The following is an 18,682-nucleotide window of genomic DNA, read 5'->3' on the forward strand; positions in this document are numbered from 1 at the left end:
CGGATCGAGACGGATGCGGCGCTCCGCGCTCCCTGCCGGGAGGGCGTCGGCGGCCGGGCCGAACCCCGCTCAGGCGGCGAGCTGTGCCCGGAGGCGGTCGACGTGGCCCTGCGGGTCGACGCGGTACTCGGCGGACTCCACCGTGCCGTCGGCGGCCAGCACGAAGGTCGAGCGGATGAGACCCACGCGCTCCTCGCCGCCCACGACCTTGGTGCCCCAGGCGCCCCACGCCTCGGCGACGGCGTGGTCCTCGTCCGAGAGCAGCGGGAAGTCCAGCTGCTCGGCCTTCGCCCACTCCGCGAGCCGCTCGACCGAGTCGGGCGAGATGCCGACGACGGCCACGCCGGCGGCCTGGAGCGAGGCGAGGTTGTCGCGGAAGTCGCAGGCCTCGGTGGTGCAGCCGGGCGTGAAGGCGGCCGGGTAGAAGTACACGATCAGGCGGCGCCCGGCGAAGTCCTCCGGGCGCACGACGGTGCCGGTGGAGTCGGGAAGAGCGAAGCCGGGGTTCCGGTCGCCTTCGTGCGGGCGGATGTCGTCGGCCATGTCATTTGTCCCTTCGAGGGTCGGGGGTGGTGCGGCGGTCACGACGTCGGGTGGACGCCGAACGCCATCGCAAGCTTCTCGATCTTCTGCGCCCGACCCAGGCGAGGCAAGTCGCTGCCGTCGCGGATGACGCGGCCACGGCCCTCGAAATCGGCCAGGAAGTCCAGTGCCCACTCCACCTCGCTCGGGGTCGGGCAGATCACCTCGTTGATGACGGGCGCCTGCTCCGCGGCCAGGCACAGCTTGCCGGTCATGCCCATCGAGACGGTGATCGCGGAGTGCTCGCGCAGCGTCGGCATGCTGTTGCCGACGGTGGGGCCGTCGATGGGGCCGGGAAGGTCGCCCACGCGACTGGCGACGACCAGGCGGGCGCGCGGGTAGGCCATGGCCTCGGCATCCGCGCTCATGCCGGTGTCGCGCCGGAAGTCTCCGCTGCCGAACGCGAGCCGGAACGCGCCGCGCGCGCGGGCGATGTTCGCGGCATCCTCCATGCCCAGCGCCGACTCGATCAGCGCCACCACGGGCACGCTGGCGCGCAGGCGGTCGAACGAGCTCGTGACCTGGTCGGGCGACTCGGTCTTGGCGAGCATGATGCCCAGCAGCCCGGGCGCGCCGACGAGCGCAGCCAGATCGTCGGCCCAGAAGGGGCTCGCCGCGTTGTTCACGCGCACCCACGCGCGACCGCCGGCGGTGAGCCAGTCGACCACGTCCTGGCGGGCCTGCGGCTTGTTGCTCGGATCGACCGCGTCCTCGATGTCGAGGACCACGGCGTCGGCACGCGAGGCCGCCATATCGTCGAACGACTGGGGGCGCGTTCCGGGCACGAGAAGCCAGGAGCGGGCGATCGACGGGTCTACGGCGCGATGGCGCCCCGGACGGGTCGAGATCATGGTGCGCAGATCCTCCTCGGGATCGAGGACCTCTGCACCGTTGCCATAGGGATCTGCCGACATCTCACTCTTCTTCCGTGCTTCGGGTCTCGCTCGGCCCGGGCCGTCGGGGTCTCGGCCACGCGGGGCGCGACAGGCGGCCGGCCGGATTCTCCGGTCGACCGCATCGGGTGCGCGCTCGCGGGGGTTCCACACGGAGCACGACGCCTCGGTGCGGCTGACGACGCCGGGGGTCCGACGGTCGCGCCGCCATCCATTCCATCATCTTCTCGAGCGCGACAGCGCATGTGACGGCGGCAGGGACCCGCGGAAGCGCCGGACGGGTGCGTAGTGCGTCCGCGGGGAGAGCCGCCGATTCTTCCGCGGGGAGCGCTGCCCGTTCGGGCCGCAGCGTCAGCGCCGCGGCCGAGGCATCCCTCGCCAGGGCACGGCCGCCACGACGACCGACAGGATCGCGAGCGTCGACATCAGCAGCGACACCCCGAGCGCCGGCCCGCCCGCCGCGGGCCAGATCGCATCGATCAGGACCGACGTGACCACCTGCCCCACGACGGTGCCGAGGCCGAGCAGGAGCACCCCCGTGAAGGGCACGAGGGCTGCGGCGAGGAAGATGTACGCCACCCCGATCACGCCGCCGAGATACAGCCACGGATCCGCCGGGTACGACGTCGGCGCGCCCGCGACCGCCACGTGGATGAGCTCGGCGACACCGAGCACCGCCGTGCCGCCGATGAAGTTCACGAGCGTCGCGGTCAGCGGTGTGCCGACACGCTGACGCAGCCGCCCGTTGACCGCCGACTGCCAGGCGATGCCCGCCCCGACGAGGAACGGCAGCACGACGAGCACGGGTGGCGCGTCCACGCCCCCGGCCAGCGACACGCCGGCGGCGAGCATCGCGAGGGCGCCGCCCAGAAGCCGCGCGGGCGTCACCGCGACGATGCCGGCGGGACCCACGCCCGCGCGGTCGAGCAGCAGGCCGCTCACCGTCTGCCCGGCGACCGTTCCCACCGTGAACAGCGCGACGCCGATGATGGCGACGGAGAGCGACTGGGTCGCGACCGACAGCGCGCCGGCGACGCCGCCGCACAGCATCCAGATCGGGACGCGGCGCCCGCGGACTCCGGTGACCAGCGCGGCGAATCCTCTGCGCCCCTGCGGCAGCGCCGCCGAGAGCACGAGGACCACGATCAGGCCGGAGCCGAACGAGATCACGGCCGCGGCGAACCCGTCGCCGATGCGGACGCCGAGCTGGCCGTTGATGCGGGCCTGCACCGCGGTGAGGATGCCGATGAGCGCGGCGCCGCCGAGGCCGATCCAGACGGGCGGGCGGGATGCGGTCACCCGATCCATCTTGCCCGCTGCCGGTTCGTGGAGCCGACTACGGGACTTGAACCCGTAACCCCCGTATTACAAGTACGGTGCGCTACCAATTGCGCCAAGTCGGCAGAGCGCCCAGTCTAGCGGCGCCCGCGCAGGCACCCGATCAGGGGGCCGTCGTCGGCGTCGGCGTGGGAGTCGGCGTGGCCTTGTAGTACGCGTCGCTCGCGACGGTGAGCACGAACTGGGCGAACTCCTTGGGGTCGTCGAGCTTGCCCACGTACTGGGTGCCGTTGACGAGCACCATCGGCGTGCCGGTGAGGGTTGCACCGTCTGTGTCAGGCAGCTCCTGCAGGGCACGCTCGGTGGCGGTCTTCGCCCACGAGGCGTACGACTGGTCCTCGATGCACGCGCGCACGACCTTGGGCCCGTCCAGGCCGGTCGCGATGGCGAGGGCGGCGAGCTCGCTGTCGCTGTAGCCGTCGGAGTCGACCTCGGGCTGCTGGCGAAGGAGCGCGTCGTTGAATGCGAAGAAGTAGTCGGGCGCGTGCTGCGCGACGCATGCCGCGGCGCCGGCGGCGCGCAGCGAGTACTTGGTGCCGTTCGACTTCGCCGTCAGCATCGCCACCGGGTAGTAGGTCAGAGTCGCAGCGCCGTCGCCGACCCACTCCGACAGCTGCTTCGTGTTGGCGAGCTGGAAGTCGCGCGAGCCGGTCGAGAGGTAGTCGACGTAGACACGGATCTCGACGGCGGGGGCCTCGGTGGGGCTGGCGGTCGGTGTCGGCTCCGGCTCCGGGGTCGGGCTCGGTGTGGCCGCCTCGCCCTCGAGCGAGCCGTTCGAGTCGGGGTCCACGGAGTCGACGCCGCCGCCCCTGACATCGCTCACCACGAAGCCGTCGTTCACGACGTTCGCGGGGCTCATCATCGGCTTCGACGCGCTCGACGACACGGTCCACGTCACCACGACGGCGATGACGGCGACGAACGCGACCGCGACCACCGCGAGCGAAGTGCGCCGGATCAGACGCGCCCGCGACTGTCGCACCTTCACCTGCTGTGCCTTCTCACGCACGGCGTCGCGGCGCTCGCTGGACGCGGCGTTCTGTGACTCGTCGCTCGACATGGAACCTCTCGGGGCGGAAATCAGCCGGCATCCGGCGGGGCCGAACGGGAAAACGGCCGTCCACGATGCTAGTCAGCCACCCTGGGAAATGCCCAGACGCAACCTCCGTGCGCGCCGTGTCATACTGTTCGTGCGCCCGATGAAGGGCGTGCGGGAAAGCCCCCGCTCATTCCATCACTACGGATCGTCCGGCACGTACCTGCCGGTGAAGGAGAAGAGAACATGGCGTCCGTCACGTTTGACAACGCAACTCGTCTGTACCCCGGGGGCACTCGCCCCGCTGTGGACAAGCTCAACCTCGAGGTCGCCGATGGCGAGTTCCTGGTTCTCGTCGGCCCCTCGGGCTGCGGCAAGTCCACGTCGCTGCGCATGCTGGCCGGCCTCGAAGAGGTCAACTCGGGCCGCATCCTGATCGGCGACCGTGACGTCACCGACGTCCCCCCGAAGGACCGCGACATCGCGATGGTCTTCCAGAACTACGCGCTGTACCCGCACATGACCGTCGCCGAGAACATGGGCTTCGCGCTCAAGATCGCCGGCGTCGGCAAGGAGGAGCGCGCCGCTCGCGTGCTCGAGGCCGCGAAGCTGCTCGACCTCGAGGAGTACCTGACCCGCAAGCCGAAGGCCCTCTCGGGTGGTCAGCGTCAGCGCGTCGCCATGGGCCGCGCCATCGTCCGCCAGCCGCAGGTGTTCCTCATGGACGAGCCGCTGTCGAACCTCGACGCCAAGCTCCGCGTCCAGACGCGTACGCAGATCGCGTCGCTGCAGCGCCGCCTCGGCGTCACCACCGTCTACGTGACGCACGACCAGACCGAGGCCCTCACCATGGGCGACCGCATCGCGGTCCTCAAGGACGGCCTCCTGCAGCAGGTCGGCACCCCGCGCGACCTGTACGAGAAGCCCAACAACGTGTTCGTCGCCGGCTTCATCGGCTCGCCTGCCATGAACCTGTTCCCGGCGCACCTCGCCGAGGGCGGCGTCCAGTTCGGTGACACGGTCGTGGGCATCGAAGCCGACACGCTGGGCAAGGCGCACGGCTCCGACGTCACGATCGGCGTTCGTCCGGAAGACATCCAGGTCGCCCCGGCCGACGGCAAGGGCCTCACGGTCACGGTCGACCTCGTCGAGGAGCTCGGCGCCGACGGCTACCTCTACGGACACGCCGACGTCAACGGCAAGCGCACCGACATCGTCGCGCGCGTCGACGGACGCCGTCACCCGATCGCGGGCGACAAGGTCGCGCTGGCTCCGGTCCCCGGACACGTCCACGTCTTCGACATCGAGTCGGGCGAGCGCCTCACGGACCGGGCGATCGCCGCGGCGTAACACCGTTTCGCATATCGCGACGGCGCGGGTGGGAGCAATTCCCCCGCGCCGTCGCTGTCTTCTCCGGAGGGAACGTGCCTGACGCCCTGAACATCACGGCCAGCAGCGTGGATCCCGGGCTGCTGACGCTGCCCTGGTCGACACCGCTCGGCGACTGGCCGTCGCAGCACATCGTGTTCCTCCCGAAGGGCATCTCACGCCACCTGGTGCGTTTCGCCAATCTCTCGGGCCGCGTCGTCGCCATCAAGGAGACGACGCAGGCGATGGCGCAGCGCGAGTACGACATGCTCGGCAACCTCGCGCGTCTGGACGTCCCCTGCGTCGAGCGGGTCGCGGTGATCGCCGGACGCACGGATGCCGCGGGCGAGCCGCTGCCGGCCGCGCTGGTGACCGCGCACCTGAAGTTCTCACTCCCCTACCGGGCCCTGTTCACGCAGGTGCTGCGGCCCGACACCGCCACGCGCCTCGTGGATGCGCTCGCCCTGCTGCTGGTGCGTCTGCACAACGTCGGCTTCTTCTGGGGCGACGTCTCGCTGTCGAACACGCTGTTCCGCCGCGACGCCGGCGCCTTCGCCGCCTACCTCGTCGACGCCGAGACGGGCGAGCTGCACGAGAGCGGTCTGACGCCCGGTCAGCGCGCGCACGACCTCGACGTGGCCCGCACGAACATCGCGGGCGAGATCATGGATCTCGAGGCGGGCGGGCGCCTCGAGGGCGGCGTCGACGCCATCGCGGTCGCCGACGGCATCGTGTCGGCGTACCACGCGCTGTGGGCGGCGCTCACCGACGAGGAGAGCTTCCGCGCCGACGAGGCCTGGCGCCTGACCGAGCGCGTGCAGCGGCTCAACGACCTCGGGTTCGACATCGGCGAGATGTCGATCCAGGCCACGGCCGACGGCGCCAGGGTCTCGATCCAGCCCAAGGTCGTCGACGCGGGACACCACCAGCGGCGGCTGCTGCGCCTGACAGGCCTCGACGTCGAGGAGAACCAGGCCCGCCGCCTGCTCAACGACCTCGATGAGTTCCGCGCGCGCATCTCGCGCCTGGGCGACGACGAGGAGATGGTCGCCCACGAGTGGCTCACGCGCGTCTTCGAGCCGGTCGTCAAGGCGATCCCGTGGGACCTGCGATCCAAGCTCGAGCCCGCCGAGGTGTTCCACCAGCTGCTCGAGCACCGCTGGTACCTGTCGCAGGCCAAGGGGAAGTCGGTGCCTCTCGCCGAGTCGCTCACGAGCTACATCGACAACGTGCTGCGTCACCGCCGCGACGAGGCGACGCTGATGGGCCCGCCGACAGAGACGGTGTCGCTGTCGGTCATCACGTCGCCGACCCCCGTCGTCGACGACGACGAGGCCGACATCGACTGGCGCGACCTCGTCTGACGCGCCCGGGACAGACGCGAGAGGCAGGTCCCGCTGAACGGAGACCCGCCTCGTCGCGATCAGCGCTCAGTAGCCGACGGTGAACCGCTTGCGGGGGTGCTGCGGCTTCTCGATCTCGTCGATGATGGCGACCGCGAGGTCTTCGCCCGAGATGTATGACTCTCCCTCGGCGTCGGTCACGATGACGTCGCCGCCGGTGCGGTACGAGCCGGTGCGCTCGCCGGGGTTGTAGGCGCCGAACCCGCCGGCGGGGTGGATGTAGAACCAGTCGAGCGACTCCGGCCCCGCCTGCAGGTCTTCGAGGATGCCGATCGCCTCGAGGGCCTCGGCCTTGTACTCCTCGCTGAACGACGGCAGGTCCACGACCCGCTGCCCGTCCTCGGTGACCAGGCTGCCGCCGGCGCCGCCGATGACGCCCAGCCGGACGCCCTCGGGCAGGAGCGAGGCGAGCGCGGCGATGTTCGGGCGCACGAGACCCTGCATGTCGCCGCGCGGCGCGACGGCCGACACGACGACGTCGACGCCCTCGAGCTGGGCGAGCAGGTCGGGCACGTCCGTGAGCGAGCCCTCGATGTACACCGCGCCCGGCTGGCGCTCGCTCGGGACGCGGCGCGCGATCGCAAGGACGCTGTGGCCGCGATTCACCGCCTCGGCGACGATGTGTCGTCCGGCGTAGCCGGAGCCTCCGATGACGGCGATGCGTGCCATGTCGTGCCTTTCGATCTGTCGTACCGCCGAACGCTCGCCGGCTCTGGGTGAGACAAGCGCGTCACGGGGCGGTTCATTCCACTGAATGCGTCATGCGGCGACTCAGGCGGGCGGAGCCGTCCGGAGAGTCGCGACCTGATAGAGGGCGACGGATGCCGCGATGCCCGCGTTGAGCGACTCGGTGCTCGACGAGATCGGGATCGAGACGATCTGGTCGCACGTCTCGGTGACCAGCCGCGAGAGGCCCTTGCCCTCGGAGCCGACGACGATCACGACCGGGCGATCGGCGAGCTGGAGTTCGGGGAGGGAGACCTCTCCCCCGCCGTCGAGCCCGAGCACGAACACGCCCTGCTTCTTGAAGTCCTTGAGCATCGCGGTGAGGTTGGCGGCGATCGCGACGGGGATGCGTGCCGCCGCGCCGGCGCTCGTCTTCCACGCGGCCGAGTTGACGCTCGCCGAGCGTCGCTGCGGCACGATGACGGCGTGGCCGCCGAACGCCGCGGTCGAACGCAGGATGGCCCCGAGGTTGCGGGGGTCGGTGATGCCGTCGAGCGCGACGAACAGCGGCGTCTGGCCCTTCTCGATGACCTGCTCCAGCAGGTCCTGCGGGTGGGCGTACTCGTACGGCGGCACCTTGAGGGCGACGCCCTGGTGCACACCGTCGAAGCCGGCCATGCGGTCCAGCTCGGGCCGCGTGACCTCGAGCACCGGGATCTCCCGGTGAGTGGCGATCGCCAGCATCTCCTTGACGCGGTCGTCCATCTCGACGCGCTGCGCGATGTAGAACGCGGTCGCCGGGATCTTCGCCCGCAGCGCCTCGAGCACCGAGTTGCGCCCGGTGACGGTCTCGGTGTCATCGTCCTTCTTGCCGGGCCGTGACGACCGGGGAGCCGGCTGCCCGGGCTTGCCGGTGCCGCCCGCGGCGGCGTACCGCTCGGCGGCCGCCTTGCGCTTGCCGGCGGGGTGCCACGCGCGGTCCTCGGCCTTGGGCGTCGGCCCCCGGCCGGCGAGCGACCGCTTGTTCTTGCCGCCCGTGCCCTTGGTGGGGCCCTTCTTGTTGCCCTTGCTCGCGCCGGGGCGTCCTGGCTTGGCCATCAGTTCTCCTTCATGCGGGGCGCCGCCCCGTCAGTTTCTCTCCGCGGGGCGAGGCGTGTCGGCGACACTCCAATGCGTCCCGTCGGGTCCGTCTTCGAGGGCGATGCCGGCCGCCGCGATCGCATCGCGGATGCGGTCGGCCGCCGCCCAGTCCTTCGCCGCGCGCGCGTCGGCGCGCTGCGCGATCATCGTCTGCACGAGGGCGTCGAGAGCGGCTGCCTCGGCCGAGACGTCCGTCGAGCGCCAGTGCGGGTCGAGGGGGTCGATGCCGAGCACTCCGGTCATCACGGCGACGTCGGCGAACGCGCGCAGCGCGCCGGCCCGGTCGCCGGCGTCCAGCGCCGTGTTGCCGTCGCGCACGGCCTCGTGCAGCACGGCGAGCGCCTGGGGCACGCCGAGGTCGTCGTCGAGCGCTGCCGCGAACGCGGCCGGGACGGCGGCATCCACCCGCACGTCCTCGGTGCCCCGAAGCGTCCGGATCGCGCGCTCGAGGAACGTGCGGATGCGGTCGAGCGCCGCCTCGGCCTCGTCGAACGTCGAGCCGGTGATGTCGAGGCTCGAGCGATAGTGCGCCGCGGCGAGCGCGTAGCGCACGACGAGCGGGTCGCGTTCGCGCAGCACGTCCTCGGCGAGGACGAAGTTGAACAGCGACTTCGACATCTTCTGCGCGCCGACGGTCACGAGTCCGTTGTGCACCCAGTAGTGCGCGAAGCCGTCGCCGGCGGCCGTCGACTGGGCCAGCTCGTTCTCGTGGTGCGGGAAGCGCAGGTCGAGGCCGCCCCCGTGGATGTCGAACTCGCTGCCGAGGTAGCGCCGCGCCATCGCGGAGCACTCGATGTGCCAGCCGGGGCGTCCGGCGCCCCAGGGCGAGTCCCACGTCGCCGATGCGGGCTCGTCGGCCTTGGCGCCCTTCCACAGCGCGAAGTCCCGGGGGTCGCGCTTGCCGCGCGGGTCCGCGTCCGCGGCGGGCTCCATCGCGTCGAGGCTCTGCCGTGTGAGCGAGCCGTACGACTCCCATGACCGGACGTCGAAGTACACGTCGCCGGCGGCATCCGCGGCCTCCGAGCCTGTCGAAGGCGCGGCGTAGGCGTGCCCCGCGTCGATCAGCCGCGCGATCAGCTCCTGCATCTGCGGGATCGAGGCGGTCGCGCGCGGCTCGTATGTGGGAGGGAGGATGCCGATGGCCGTGTACGCGCGCGTGAACTCCAGCTCCATGCGGTAGGCGAGCGCCCACCACGGCTCGCCGTCGCTCGCGTTCGCGAGCACCTTGTCGTCGATGTCGGTGACGTTGCGGACGAACGTGACGCGGCCGTAGCGGTGGGTGAGCCAGCGCCGCAGGATGTCGAAGCTCAACGCGCCGCGGAGATGCCCGATGTGGGGACCCGACTGCACGGTCGGACCGCAGACGTAGATCGTGACGTTTCCGGGGTCGAGGGGCACGAAGTCGCGCAGGGTCTGCGCCTTGGTGTCATACAACTGAACCGTCACCGCACCAGCCTACCGGCGGGTGCCACGGCGACCCCTGGGAGCCCGGTGGGGCCATGTCGGTCGGAGGGCGCCGATGCGGATATAAACGGAGGGTGCATGTCCTCGCCGTCCTCGCCGCCGCGGTGCTGTTCGGCACGACCGGGACATCGCAGGCTCTCGGCCCCGACGGCACGACCCCGCTGTCGATCGGTGTCATGCGCATGGTCATCGGCGGCGCCGGTCTGGCCCTCATCGCGTTCGCCCTCGCCGCCCGCCACGCCCGCCGGCGCCCGGGCGCCGCGGCTAAGAGCCTCCGGTCGCTGAGCCCCTCGAAGGGCGGCATCCGCCCGCTCGCTCTCATGGTGCTCACCGGCGTCTGCATATCGGTGTACCAGCCCCTCTTCTTCCTCGGCACCGGCCGCAACGGCGTGGCGGTCGGCACCGTCGTCGCGCTCGGCTCCGCCCCGGTCCTCGCGGGGCTCCTGGAGTGGGCGCTCACGCGACGGATGCCGAGCTCGACGTGGATGGCGGCGACCGCCCTCGCGACGATCGGCGTCGTGCTGCTGGGCTTCGGCGGCGAAGCGGGCTCCGCGGGCGGGACCGATCCCCTCGGGCTCCTCGGCTCCGTGGGCGCCGGCGCGTCGTTCGCGGTGATCGCCAACGCGCAGCGCCGACTGCTCGACGACGGCTGGGATCCGTTCACCGTCGTAGGCGCCATGGGGGCGAGCGCGGCGCTCATCTGCGCCTGCGCGCTGCCCTTCGTCGACCTGACCTGGCTGGGAACGCCGACCGGCGTCACGATGGCGCTGTGGCTGGGACTCGCGACGATCGCGATCGCCTACGTCCTGTTCACGTGGGGCTTGAGCGGGCTGACCGCCGCCACCGCGGCGACCCTCACCCTGGGCGAACCGCTGACCGCGAGCGTGCTCGGGATCGTCGTGCTGGGCGAGCGGCTCTCGGCGCTCGCGATCATCGGCCTGGTCGTGCTCGCCGCGGGCCTGGCTCTGCTCGCCTGGGGTTCGCGGGCGCCGCGCGACCCCGCGCCGTTCGCGGTCGAGGCCTGACAGCCCGGGCGCTCGAAACACGCCGGCAACAGCGGCGTGGCACACTGGGCGCGACATGCAGCGCACCATCGAGATCCGCACCGACGACCTGAGCGGCGAGGCCACACGGCGTCTCATCGCTTTCCACCTGGCAGGCATGCATGACACCTCTCCGGCGGAGAGCGTGCATGCGCTCGACATCGACGCGCTGCGGCATCCGTCGCTCTCCGTGTGGTCGGCGTGGATAGACGGCGAGCTCGCGGGTGTCGGTGCGCTCAAGGAGATGGATGCCGACCGCGGCGAGATCAAGTCGATGCGGGTCGACGACCGGTTCCGCGGCAGCGGCGTCGGGCGGGCGGTGCTGCGCCACATCGTCGACGAGGCACGGCGGCGAGGCATGTCGAGCCTGTGGCTCGAGACCGGCACGACCGCCGACTTCGCACCGGCGCAGCGCCTGTACGAGAGCGAGGGCTTCGTGGTGTGCGGGCCGTTCGAGGGCTACGCGCTCGATCCGTTCTCGATCTTCATGACGCGTGATCTCAGCTCCTGATCCCGTTCACCTGCGCTGAACGTACGCATTCTGCGCCCGGCGGCGTACATCCAGCGCAAGTGAACTGGTCAGGCGGGGACCAGGAGGGCGACGGCGAAGACCGACACGCCTTCGGTGCGCCCGGTGAACCCGAGTCCGTCGGTGGTCGTCGCCGAGACCGCCACCGGTGCTCCGCCGAGGGCGGCCGCGAGCACCCGCTCGGCCTCGGCACGGCGGCTCGAGAAGCGGGGGCGGTTCGCCTGCACCTGCACCGACACATTGCCCACGCGCCACCCCGCCTCGCCGAGGAGGGCGACGGTGCGGCTGAGGAAGACGTCCGCGTGCGCGCCCGCGTACTCCGGGTGGTCTGTGCCGAAGTGCGTGCCGATGTCGCCCAGGCCGGCGGCGGAGAGCAGCGCGTCGACGATGGCGTGGGCCACGGCATCCCCATCGGAGTGTCCCGACAGCGGCGTCTCACCGGGCCATTCGAGACCGGCGAGCCACAGCGTGCCGTCGCCGCCGAACGCGTGCACGTCCGTGCCGACGCCGACGCGAGGGATCGGATGCGGGTTCTCCAGGTGCCCGGCAGCATGCGGGGCGGGCCGGGCGAGCAGATGGCGGGCACGGTCGAGGTCGGCGGCGGTCGTGATCTTGAAGGCGAGCGGATGCCCCGGCACGGCCGCAACGGCATGACCGGCCTCGGCGACCAGAGCGGCGTCGTCCGTGAAGTCGGCACGGGCCGCGGCATATGCCGCGTCGAGCACGTCACGGCGGAAGCCCTGCGGAGTTTGCGCGGCGGCGAGCTCGGACCGGTCGACGACGGCGACGATCTCGTCCGCGACGACGCGCTTGATGGTGTCGATGACCGGGAGCACCGGGATCGCGCCGGACGCCCCGGCGTCGATGGCGGCGACGACGCGTTCGAACACCTCGGGCGGGGTCAGCGCCCGCGCCGCGTCGTGCACGAGGACGATCTCGACGTCGGCCCAGAGGGCGGCGAGTCCGGCGGCCACGGAGCCCTGGCGGGTCTCGCCACCGGGGACCACGGACACGAGGTCACGACGATCCCCTGCGGTCGCGAGCGCCTCGCTCCACGCATCGCCCTCGCGCCCGTCGGGGGCCACGATCACGACCTGCGCCGCCGGGGCGGCGAACACGCCCTCGAGCGCGTGGCGCAGGATGCTGCCGCCGTCGATGCCGACGAAGGCCTTCGGCGTACCCGCTCCGAGGCGGGTGCCGGAACCTGCGGCCACGACGACGATGCCGATGCGCGGCACGGGGGTGATCCTCACCCGATCACGCTATCGCGATCGGCCTCGGGCGCCGCGCCGGGCGCCGGCGAACAGTCGGCGCACACAGCAGAACGGCGCCCCGCGGGGCGCCGTTCTGGGAGTCTCAGCTCGCGAGGACCTCGTCGAGGAGGACGCTCGCCTTCTCCTCATCCGTCTTCTCGGCGAGGGCCAGCTCGGAGATCAGGATCTGCTTCGCCTTGGCGAGCATGCGCTTCTCCCCGGCCGACAGGCCGCGGTCCTGGTCGCGGCGCCAGAGGTCGCGCACGACCTCGCTGACCTTGATGACGTCACCGGAGGCGAGCTTCTCGAGGTTGGCCTTGTAGCGGCGCGACCAGTTGGTCGGCTCCTCTGTGAAGGGAGCGCGCAGCACCTCGAAGACCTTGTCGAGACCCTCCTTGCCGATGACATCTCGGACGCCGACCAGGTCGACGTTCTCTGCGGGGACTTCGATGATGAGATCACCCTGCGTGACGTTGAGCTTCAGATACTTCTTCGTCTCGCCCTTGATGATCCGGTCTTTGACCTCGATGATCGTTGCCGCCCCGTGGTGGGGGTAGACGACCGTCTCGCCAACCTCAAAAAGCATGGAGTTATGTCCTTTCGGCAACCTCCAGGATACCACAGGAGAAATACGCTAAGGTTCTCCGCCCCACCGGCCGGGCGTGGCACATCCCCGCCGGGCATCGGCCGCGGAGGTGCTCCGCGCGCTCGGCGGCGAGCCCCTAGAATGCTGGAGAACCGTCATCCGTCTAGGAGGATCCGTGATCTCGATACACCGCCGCAGCGGTTCTACGCGCGGACGATCCGCGGCGGCCCCCGGCACCCGCAATCGCCGGCTGATCGCGTCGCTGGCCGTCGGCGGCGCCCTCGTCCTCACCGCCACCGGGTGCAGCATGATCTCGCCCCAGGCGACCACGATCGCCTACTCGGCCGCCGAGGGCACGAACGTCCACGGCTCCGGCCCCCTCGAGGTGCGCAACGCCCTCATCGTGGCGAACGAGGACGGCTCCGAGGGCAACTTCGTCGCCGCGATCATCAACCGCACCGACGACTCGCAGACCCTCAACGTCGAGATCGGCGAGGACGGCGTCGCCCTGACGGTGCGCGTACCCGCCAACACGACGGTGAGCCTCGGCTCCGAAGAGGACGAGCCGCTGCTGATCGAAGAGCTCGACGCGCTGCCCGGCACCGACGTCACAGCCTTCTTCCAGTCCGGCGATGCCGAGGGCACGCTGGTCTCCGTGCCGGTTCTCGACGGCTCGCTCGACTACCTCTCCGCGCTCGCCCCCTGAGCGGACGCGTCGCACGCACGACGAAGAGGGCGCCCCGGTCGGGGCGCCCTCTTCGTTCGTCTGCCGCGCTCAGCCCTCGAAGCGGTAGCCCAGGCCGCGGACGGTGACCAGCATCTCGGGGGATCCCGGGTTCCTCTCGATGCGCGAGCGGATCCGCTTGATGTGCACGTCGAGCGTCTTGGTGTCGCCGAAGTAGTCGCTCCCCCACACCCGGTCGATGAGCTGCCCACGGGTGAGCACCCGGCCGGCGTTGCGCATGAGCACCTCGAGCAGCTCGAATTCCTTGAGCGGCATGTTGATCTCGCCGCCCTCGACCGCCACGGTGTGCCGGTCGATGTCGAGCACCACCCGCCCGCCCTCGAGCACGCGATCCTCGAGGTCGGCGTCGATCTGAGAGAAGCGCCGCAGCACGGCACGCATGCGCGCCAGCAGTTCACGGGCCGAGTAGGGCTTGGTGACGTAGTCGTCCGCGCCGAGCTCGAGCCCCACGACGATGTCGACCTCGGAGTCCTTGGCCGTCAGCATGATGATCGGCACCGCCGAGGTGGTCCGGATCTGCCGGCACACCTCGGTCCCCGGCATCCCCGGCAGCATGAGGTCGAGCAGCACGATGTCGGCGCCGCGCTCCCGGAACGAGGCGAGGGCGGCGGGGCCGTCCTCGGCGATCTCGACGTCGTACCCCTCGCGGCGCAGGAGGTAGGCGAGCGGGTCGGCGAGATCGGGCTCGTCCTCGACGATCAAGACGCGGGTCATGCGGGGTCTCCATTCCTGCCGGAGGCGAGGTTCTTGCCGGCAGCAGGGCCGACGATGGTTCGGGGGGCGGTCGCGCCACCGGCGGCGGAGGTCGCACCGACGGCGGGGCCGGCGGCCCCTGCGGAGGTCGTGGCCGGCCGCTTCTTCTTACGCCCGCGCTTGGGTGCCGGGTCGATGTCAGGGGCGTCGATCTGCGGGAGCCGGATGGTGAACGTCGACCCGCGGCCAGGGCGCGACCACAGCCGCACCTCGCCGCCGTGCCGCTGGACCGCATGCTTGACGATGGAGAGTCCGAGGCCGCTGCCGCCGGTGCGGCGCGCTCGGGCCGGATCGGCGCGGTAGAAGCGCTCGAAGACGCGGTCCTGCTCGCCCTCGGCGATGCCGATCCCGCGGTCGGTCACGGTGATCTCGACGACGCGGTCCGCGGCCTTGATGCCGACCCCCACGCTCGAGCCGCGGGGCGAGTACGCGATGGCGTTCGCGATGAGGTTGCCGACGGCCTCGCTCAGGATCTGCGCGTCGCCGTGGACGTAGAGGCCGCGGGCGCCGCCTCGCACCACCTCGACGCCGGCCGAATCGGCCTGAATGGCGTGCGCGTCCAGTGCAGAGGCGATGACCTCGTCGACCGAGACGTCCCGCTGCGGCAGCTCGTCGGATGCCTGCAGTCGCGAGAGGTTCATGATGCGCGACGTGAGCAGTGCGAGCCGGTTCGCCTCGGCCTGCAGCCGCGTCGCGAAGATCCGGACCTGCGGCGGGTCATCGGATGCCGACTCGATGGCTTCGGCGAGCAGGCTCACCGCGCCCACCGGCGTCTTGAGCTCGTGGCTCGTGTTGGCGACGAAGTCGCGGCGCATCTCTTCGACGCGCTCGCGTTCGGTGATGTCGCGGAGCACGAACAGGGTCAGTCGCGGCGAGATCCGCGACGCCCGGACCACCACGAGACGAGGCTCCGCCGGCGGGGCGCCCCGGCGCATGCGCATGGTCTCGGTCGCACTGGTCTCGGTCGCGACCGCGTCGCTCGTGCGCACACGGCGCACCAGGGCGCGCAGCTCGTCGTTCGGGAGCGTGCCGCCCTCCACGAGGTCGAAGGCGGCGGCGGCCGCCGACGCCGCCAGGACCGTGAACGACGCGTCGACCACGAGCGCGGCATCATCCATGCCGTGGAGCACGCCGCGGACGCCGTCGGGAATCTCTACAGACATCTCCGCGTGCGCACGATCGCGCGCCCGCATCGCCGCGACGACGACGGCGGAGATCGAACCGCCGATGATGATCCCCGCGAGGAGGGCGAGCAGCGCGAGCTGCGTCGTGTCCATGCGACCAGCGTAGAGCCACGCTCACGGTGGGGTTTGACGCGAACGGGAAGGACTCCGCATCGGCCGGGTACTGTTCACCGCGGAGGCACCATCCGTTAACCTTCCCTGGCGACAATCGGCGGGGCGCGGGGCCGAGCCTCATCCCCCGAAACCCATGAAAGGTGCGTCGGAATGCGCGAAGTCTTCCACCAGTCCCTCGAGGACGTGCAGGGGCGTCTCGTCGAGATCGCCGAACTCGTCACGGTCGCCATCGACAAGGCGACGCGCGCGTTCGGCACGAGCGACGTCGCCCTGGCGGAGGAGGTCATCGAGGCCGACGCGGTCATCGACGAGAAGGCCGTCGAGCTCGACGAGCTCGCGATCGAGATCCTCGCGCGTCAGCAGCCGGTGGCCCGCGACCTGCGCATCGTCGTGAGCGCGCTGCGCATGAGCGCATCGCTCGAGCGGATGGGTGACATCGCCGAGCACATCGCGCAGCTCACCCGCATGCGCTTCCCCGAGCGAGCCATCCCCAAGGGGCTGAAGTCGACCTTCCTGAAGATGGGCGAGCTCGACGTCGAGGCGGCGCGCCAGCTGACCGAGCTGCTGCGCACCCAGGACGGCGACCTCATCGACGAGATCCGCAACGCCGACGACAAGCTCGACGAGCTGCACGTGTCGGTGTTCGAGAAGGTGCTGAGCGACAGCTGGCAGGGCGACCCGTCGGCCACCGTCGACGCGACGCTCGCCAGCCGCTACCACGAGCGCTTCGGCGACCACGCCGTCTCGGTGGCGAAGAAGGTCGCCTACCTGTCGACGGGCGACTGGACGACGAGCACCGACACCATCGACGTGGTGACCCCGCAGTAGCCCAGACGCTACCGCCACGCGGAACAGCAAGCGCGGATGCCTCGGGGGGAGGCATCCGCGCTTCTCTGCGCGTCTGGGGTCAGGCCTTGCCCTGATTGGCGACCGCGGCGGCCCCGGCGGCGGCGGCCTCGGGGTCGAGGTACTCCCCCGGGCTGAGCGGCTCGAGGTTCTCGTCGAGGCGGTACACCAGCGGGATGCCGGTGGGGATGTTGAGCTCCGAGATGTCGGCGTCGCTGATGCCGTCGAGGTGCTTGACCAGCCCGCGCAGGGAGTTGCCGTGCGCCGTCACGAGGACGGTCTTGCCGGCCTTGAGGTCGGGGACGATGTCGCTGTGCCAGTACGGCAGCATGCGGTCGATCACGATCTTCAGCGACTCGGTGTCGGGCACCTCGCCGTCGATGCCCACGTAGCGCGGGTCGCCGACCTGGCTGTACTGGTCGTCGGCAGCCAGCGGCGGCGGCGGCACGTCGAACGAGCGGCGCCACAGCATGAACTGCTCGTTGCCGAACTCCTCGAGGGTCTGCGCCTTGTCCTTGCCCTGGAGAGCGCCGTAGTGCCGCTCGTTCAGGCGCCAGGAGCGCTTCACCGGGATCCAGAGGCGGTCGGCCGCGTCGAGGGCGATGTCGGCGGTCTGGATGGCGCGGCTCAGCACCGAGGTGTGCAGGACGTCGGGCAGGATGCCGGACTCGGCGAGCAGCTCGCCGCCGCGCGCGGCCTCGGCCTTGCCCTGGTCGGTGAGGCGGACGTCGACCCAGCCCGTGAACTGGTTGGTCTTGTTCCACTCGCTCTGGCCGTGACGGAGGAGGATCAGCGTATAGGGCGCGGTCATGCGCCCCATGATATCCGGGCGATGCCGCCCGCCCCGGCGCTGTGTCGGCGGGCGGGACCCGTCAGCTCGACCGGGGAGACGGCCTGGCATCATGGGGGGATGGTGCGGGGACCGGTCGGGCAGATCACGCGCGGCACGACCGGGACCAACCGGCTGCGCCGCGTGGATCGCTGGATCGCGCGGCAGCCCGCTCTCCGCCGGGCCGCGGATCCGCTCGTGGTCGATCTCGGCTACGGCGCGAGCGGCGTCACTGCGCTGGAGCTGCACTCCCGGCTCGCGCGCGTCCGCCCGGACGTCGAGGTGCTGGGGCTCGAGATCGATCCGGCGCGTGTGACGCGCGCCCGCGCGCAGCTCGAGCAGGTGCGCAGCGGCGGCACCTCGTTCGCACGGGATGCGCGGGTCTCGTTCGCGCGCGGCGGGTTCGAGGTGCCCGTGGCCGGCGGCCGCCGGCCGGCCGTCGTGCGGGCATTCAACGTCCTGCGCCAGTACGACGAGGCCGAGGTCGCCGAGGCCTGGGGGACGATGGCCGCGCGTCTCGCCTCCGACGGGCTTCTCGTCGAAGGCACCTGCGACGAGATCGGGCGGATCGCGACCTGGGCCGCGATCGGCCCCGACGCGGCACCGCGGACCCTCACGGTGTCACTGCGCCTGGCCGGGCTGCAGCATCCGTCCGTCGCCGCGGAGCGGCTTCCGAAAGCCCTCATCCACCGGAACGTCCCCGGCGAGCGCGTGCACGCGTTCCTGGCCGCCCTCGACGCCGAGTGGGAGCGCGCGGCGAGCGTCTCGCCGTTCGGGCCGGTGCATCGCTGGCGCACGTCGCTTTCCGCGCTCGTCGAGGGCGGATGGCCGGTCCTCGAACGGTCGCGGTGGCGCCTGGGCGAGGTCACCGTCCCCTGGGAGGCCGTCGCGCCGCGCTGACCCCGGATCC

19 protein-coding genes and 1 tRNA gene are annotated in these 18,682 nt (G+C 71.3%); 7 read left to right on the forward strand and 13 right to left on the reverse strand.

Annotated elements, in window-relative coordinates:
* Positions 1-69 precede the first annotated feature (69 nt).
* The 5 genes from bcp to MRBLMI12_RS01805 form a co-directional block, all read right to left on the reverse strand.
* Positions 70-543, reverse strand: a complete 474-nt coding sequence (bcp, locus tag MRBLMI12_RS01785) for a thioredoxin-dependent thiol peroxidase (protein WP_363353384.1) — start codon at positions 541-543, stop codon at positions 70-72.
* 38 nt (positions 544-581) lie between these two features.
* The gene (locus MRBLMI12_RS01790; RefSeq protein WP_363355705.1) at positions 582-1,433 is read right to left on the reverse strand and encodes an HpcH/HpaI aldolase/citrate lyase family protein; all 852 of its coding nucleotides are present in this window, start codon (positions 1,431-1,433) and stop codon (positions 582-584) included.
* A gap of 393 nt (positions 1,434-1,826) precedes the next feature.
* A complete protein-coding gene (locus MRBLMI12_RS01795) occupies positions 1,827-2,783 on the reverse strand; it encodes a DMT family transporter (protein WP_414686157.1) in 957 nt (318 codons plus the stop codon).
* A gap of 19 nt (positions 2,784-2,802) precedes the next feature.
* A tRNA-Thr gene (locus MRBLMI12_RS01800) sits at positions 2,803-2,878 on the reverse strand.
* A gap of 38 nt (positions 2,879-2,916) precedes the next feature.
* Complete coding sequence (locus MRBLMI12_RS01805) at positions 2,917-3,873, reverse strand: DsbA family protein (protein ID WP_349428172.1); 957 nt, start codon at positions 3,871-3,873, stop codon at positions 2,917-2,919.
* Between the two features lie 222 nt (positions 3,874-4,095).
* Between MRBLMI12_RS01805 and MRBLMI12_RS01810 the strand changes: the two genes are divergently transcribed.
* Both MRBLMI12_RS01810 and MRBLMI12_RS01815 read left to right on the forward strand, forming a co-directional pair.
* A complete protein-coding gene (locus tag MRBLMI12_RS01810) occupies positions 4,096-5,199 on the forward strand; it encodes a sn-glycerol-3-phosphate ABC transporter ATP-binding protein UgpC (RefSeq protein ID WP_308869902.1) in 1,104 nt (367 codons plus the stop codon).
* 74 nt (positions 5,200-5,273) lie between these two features.
* Positions 5,274-6,581: a DUF4032 domain-containing protein gene (locus tag MRBLMI12_RS01815; protein ID WP_308869903.1), complete on the forward strand. Its 1,308-nt coding sequence runs from the start codon at positions 5,274-5,276 to the stop codon at positions 6,579-6,581.
* A gap of 66 nt (positions 6,582-6,647) precedes the next feature.
* Here MRBLMI12_RS01815 and MRBLMI12_RS01820 read toward each other — a convergent pair whose 3' ends face one another.
* From MRBLMI12_RS01820 to cysS, 3 genes are all read right to left on the reverse strand, one after another.
* On the reverse strand, positions 6,648-7,289 hold the full coding sequence (locus tag MRBLMI12_RS01820) for an NAD(P)-dependent oxidoreductase (protein WP_363353389.1): 642 nt from the start codon (positions 7,287-7,289) through the stop codon (positions 6,648-6,650).
* Positions 7,290-7,391: 102 nt separating this feature from the next.
* Entirely contained in the window at positions 7,392-8,384 is a 993-nt protein-coding gene (rlmB, locus tag MRBLMI12_RS01825) for a 23S rRNA (guanosine(2251)-2'-O)-methyltransferase RlmB (protein WP_349428174.1), read from the reverse strand.
* Between the two features lie 30 nt (positions 8,385-8,414).
* On the reverse strand, positions 8,415-9,872 hold the full coding sequence (gene cysS, locus MRBLMI12_RS01830) for a cysteine--tRNA ligase (RefSeq protein ID WP_363353391.1): 1,458 nt from the start codon (positions 9,870-9,872) through the stop codon (positions 8,415-8,417).
* Between the two features lie 92 nt (positions 9,873-9,964).
* Between cysS and MRBLMI12_RS01835 the strand changes: the two genes are divergently transcribed.
* Entirely contained in the window at positions 9,965-10,915 is a 951-nt protein-coding gene (locus MRBLMI12_RS01835; RefSeq protein ID WP_363353393.1) for a DMT family transporter, read from the forward strand.
* A gap of 55 nt (positions 10,916-10,970) precedes the next feature.
* Positions 10,971-11,444 carry a GNAT family N-acetyltransferase gene (locus tag MRBLMI12_RS01840; RefSeq protein ID WP_363353395.1) on the forward strand — a complete coding sequence of 158 codons (474 nt, stop codon included), beginning with the start codon at positions 10,971-10,973 and terminating at the stop codon, positions 11,442-11,444.
* 68 nt (positions 11,445-11,512) lie between these two features.
* Here MRBLMI12_RS01840 and ispD read toward each other — a convergent pair whose 3' ends face one another.
* Together ispD and MRBLMI12_RS01850 are read right to left on the reverse strand one after the other, a co-directional pair.
* A complete protein-coding gene (ispD, locus tag MRBLMI12_RS01845; protein WP_363353397.1) occupies positions 11,513-12,715 on the reverse strand; it encodes a 2-C-methyl-D-erythritol 4-phosphate cytidylyltransferase in 1,203 nt (400 codons plus the stop codon).
* A gap of 103 nt (positions 12,716-12,818) precedes the next feature.
* On the reverse strand, positions 12,819-13,301 hold the full coding sequence (locus MRBLMI12_RS01850; protein ID WP_045298114.1) for a CarD family transcriptional regulator: 483 nt from the start codon (positions 13,299-13,301) through the stop codon (positions 12,819-12,821).
* Between the two features lie 175 nt (positions 13,302-13,476).
* Between MRBLMI12_RS01850 and MRBLMI12_RS01855 the strand changes: the two genes are divergently transcribed.
* A complete protein-coding gene (locus MRBLMI12_RS01855; protein ID WP_363353400.1) occupies positions 13,477-14,007 on the forward strand; it encodes a DNA modification methylase in 531 nt (176 codons plus the stop codon).
* A 69-nt stretch (positions 14,008-14,076) separates the two neighbouring features.
* On the opposite strand, the gene MRBLMI12_RS01860 is transcribed toward MRBLMI12_RS01855, so the two are convergent.
* Both MRBLMI12_RS01860 and MRBLMI12_RS01865 read right to left on the reverse strand, forming a co-directional pair.
* Positions 14,077-14,760: a response regulator transcription factor gene (locus MRBLMI12_RS01860; RefSeq protein WP_308869912.1), complete on the reverse strand. Its 684-nt coding sequence runs from the start codon at positions 14,758-14,760 to the stop codon at positions 14,077-14,079.
* On the reverse strand, positions 14,757-16,076 hold the full coding sequence (locus MRBLMI12_RS01865) for a sensor histidine kinase (RefSeq protein WP_363353402.1): 1,320 nt from the start codon (positions 16,074-16,076) through the stop codon (positions 14,757-14,759). The genes MRBLMI12_RS01860 and MRBLMI12_RS01865 overlap by 4 nt, the downstream gene beginning before the upstream one ends.
* A 171-nt stretch (positions 16,077-16,247) precedes the next feature.
* Here MRBLMI12_RS01865 and phoU point away from each other — a divergent pair, with 171 nt between their 5' ends.
* Positions 16,248-16,925, forward strand: coding sequence for a phosphate signaling complex protein PhoU (gene phoU / locus MRBLMI12_RS01870; RefSeq protein WP_308869915.1), 678 nt, complete (start codon positions 16,248-16,250; stop codon positions 16,923-16,925).
* 79 nt (positions 16,926-17,004) lie between these two features.
* On the opposite strand, the gene MRBLMI12_RS01875 is transcribed toward phoU, so the two are convergent.
* Positions 17,005-17,754 (reverse strand): phosphoglyceromutase, encoded by a 750-nt coding sequence (locus MRBLMI12_RS01875; protein WP_349428183.1) that lies wholly within the window; start codon positions 17,752-17,754, stop codon positions 17,005-17,007.
* A 99-nt stretch (positions 17,755-17,853) separates the two neighbouring features.
* Here MRBLMI12_RS01875 and MRBLMI12_RS01880 point away from each other — a divergent pair, with 99 nt between their 5' ends.
* Positions 17,854-18,672, forward strand: a complete 819-nt coding sequence (locus MRBLMI12_RS01880; RefSeq protein WP_363353405.1) for a class I SAM-dependent methyltransferase — start codon at positions 17,854-17,856, stop codon at positions 18,670-18,672.
* The last annotated feature ends 10 nt before the right edge of the window (positions 18,673-18,682 follow it).

Origin of the sequence: Microbacterium sp. LMI12-1-1.1 (genome assembly GCF_040676455.1) — a bacterium.
Lineage (GTDB): Bacteria > Actinomycetota > Actinomycetes > Actinomycetales > Microbacteriaceae > Microbacterium.